This is a genomic window from Streptomyces sp. P5F9, from assembly GCF_057961495.1.
This window is the reverse complement of the sequence record NZ_JBXVPZ010000812.1, coordinates 1-2237: the sequence shown is the minus strand read 5'-3', so window position 1 is coordinate 2237 and position 2237 is coordinate 1. Positions and strand designations below refer to the sequence as shown.

The following is a 2237-nucleotide window of genomic DNA, read 5'->3' as shown; positions in this document are numbered from 1 at the left end:
AGTGAAGGGCGGGAGGGGAGGGCGGTCGGCCATGGTCGTCTCCAGAGGGCGGAAGAGGTCGGAAGAGGGCGGAGAACGTACGTTCTCCAGGGCGACTGCTAACGTAGAGAACGCTCGTTCTCACGTCAAGGAGCAGTCGAGGACTGGGGTCGTTCCATGGACAGCGCAGTCGCCCGGGAGCAGGCGTTGGACGCCGCCGAGAAGCTGTTCTACGGGCGGGGAGTTCAGGCCGTCGGCATGGACGCCGTCCGCTCCGCCTCCGGGCTCTCCCTCAAGCGGCTCTATCAACTCTTCCCCGCCAAGGAGGAGTTGGTGGAGGCGTACCTCGAACGGCGTGACCTGCGCTGGCGCGGACGCCTCGCCGAGCACGTCGCGCGGCACGATGATCCGCGGGAGCGGATTCCGGCCGTCTTCGACTGGCTGGAGGAGTGGTTCGGCGAGGCCGGTTTCCGCGGGTGCGCGTGGATCAACTCGTACGGCGAACTGGGCGCGACCTCGGAGCGCGTGGTGGCCCAAGTGCGGGCGCACAAGCGGGCGTTCCGCGAGTATCTCGCCGGTCTCGTGGCGGACGCGGGACTGCCCGACGCCCTCGCCGGGCAGGTGTTCCTGCTGGCCGAGGGGGCCATGGTCACGGCGGGTATCACCGGGAGCGCGGAGCCTGCGGCGGAGGCGCGGGAGGCGGCCCTGGCGTTGTCGAGCGCCAACTGAGGTCAGGCGGCGGCGAGTTCCGTGAGCGCGGAACGGGCTCGGGCGAGGGAAGCTGCCGCCAGGTCCTCCAGGCCGGCCAGTTGGGGCAGGACGTCGACCCGGGTCAGTTCGGCGGCGACGAGGTGGAGGTTCTCCGGCGGTACGCCCAGGTTGCCGAAGTAGGCCTTCAGGTAAGGCGTTTGGAAGTCGAAGTGTTCGCGCGGGGTGCCGGGGCCGTATCCGCCGCCGCGTGCCATGACCACGACCACGCGGGTGTGCCGCAGGAGGCTCTCGCCGGTGTCCGGGTCGGTGAGCGCGCCGGGGAAGGTGACGCGGTCGATCCATGCCTTGAGGGGCGCGGGCACCGAGAAGTTGTACATCGGGACACCCAGCAACAGCGTGTCGGCGCCCAGCAGTTCGGTGATCAGCGGCAGGGTCAGCTCCCACTCGTGCCGCTCGGCGGCGCTCTCGATCAGTGCGGGGACCTTGGCGGGCGGGGCGAATCCCTCGCGTTCCACGCGGCGGCCGAGGGTGGTGTAGGCGGGGGTGATCGGCGGCACCGGTGCGGCGGACAGGTCGCGGTGACGGCGGTCCGCCGTGCTGCCGTGCTCGGTGTGCCAGGTCCGCGCGAAGGTCTCGGTGAGTTGCCTGGTCACGGAGTCGGCGGTCGTGTCGGCGCTGGAGTCGATGTGCAGCAGCATGGTCTGGTCACCTCGGTCGGTTCGGGTTCGTCGGACAGGTGACGGAGCACGGCGAGGAAAGGTGACCCATGCGGGGGCACGACGAGTTGGCGGAGCGGTTCGAGGAGCGGCGCGGGCAGCTGCGGGCGGTCGCGTACCGGATGCTGGGTTCGCTCGGCGAGGCGGACGACGCGGTCCAGGAGGCCTGGCTACGGCTCAGCCGTACGGGCGACGACGGCATCGACAACCTCACCGCCTGGCTGACGACGGTCGTCTCCCGCGTCTGCCTGGACATGCTCCGCTCGCGCGCGTCCCGACGGGAGGATCCCTACGGCGACGACCTGCCGGAGCCGAGCGCCGACGGCCTGCCGGAGGACGAGGCCGTGCTCGCCGACTCGGTGGGGCTCGCGCTCCTGGTGGTGCTGGACACGCTGGGTCCGGCGGAGCGGGTCGCGTTCGTGCTGCACGACCTGTTCGCGGTGCCGTTCGACAGCGTCGCCGCGGTCCTGGACCGCTCCCTGCCCGCAGCGAAGAAGCTCGCCAGCCGGGCCCGGCACAAGGTGCGGGGCACGCCGGTGGTGCCGGGCGCCGAAATCGACCGGCACCGGGAGGTCGTCGAGGCGTTCCTGTCCGCCGCGCGGGGCGGTGACCTCGGCGCGCTCCTCGACGTACTCGCCCCCGATGTCGTCCGGTACGCCGACCCCGCCGTGCTGCCGCCCGGCGTGGCCGCCGAACTGCGCGGCGCGCGGGCGGTCGCGGAGGGGACGGTACTGCTGCGGCACCGGACGCGGTTCGCGACCGTAGCCCTCGTCGACGGGGACGTGGGGATCGTGGTCGCGCCGGGGGGACGGTTGCTGCTGGCTCTCCGGG

3 protein-coding genes are annotated in these 2237 nt (G+C 72.0%); 2 read left to right on the top strand and 1 reads right to left on the bottom strand.

The features are described from left to right. The first annotated feature begins 156 nt into the window (after positions 1-156). Positions 157-708, top strand: coding sequence for a TetR/AcrR family transcriptional regulator (locus AC31A1_RS50410; protein WP_489659750.1), 552 nt, complete (start codon positions 157-159; stop codon positions 706-708). 2 nt (positions 709-710) lie between these two features. On the opposite strand, the gene AC31A1_RS50405 is transcribed toward AC31A1_RS50410, so the two are convergent. Next, positions 711-1388 (bottom strand): FMN-dependent NADH-azoreductase, encoded by a 678-nt coding sequence (locus tag AC31A1_RS50405; protein ID WP_489659749.1) that lies wholly within the window; start codon positions 1386-1388, stop codon positions 711-713. A gap of 68 nt (positions 1389-1456) precedes the next feature. Here AC31A1_RS50405 and AC31A1_RS50400 point away from each other — a divergent pair. Next, positions 1457-2237 (top strand): sigma-70 family RNA polymerase sigma factor (locus AC31A1_RS50400; protein ID WP_489659748.1); only part of this gene is annotated, 781 nt, incomplete at its 3' end.

Excerpts from the sequence above, each read along its gene's own strand:
- AC31A1_RS50410 (WP_489659750.1), top strand. The coding sequence starts at position 157 with ATGGACAGCGCAGTCGCCCGGGAGCAGGCGTTGGACGCCGCCGAGAAG.
- AC31A1_RS50405 (WP_489659749.1), bottom strand. The coding sequence starts at position 1,388 with ATGCTGCTGCACATCGACTCCAGCGCCGACACGACCGCCGACTCCGTG.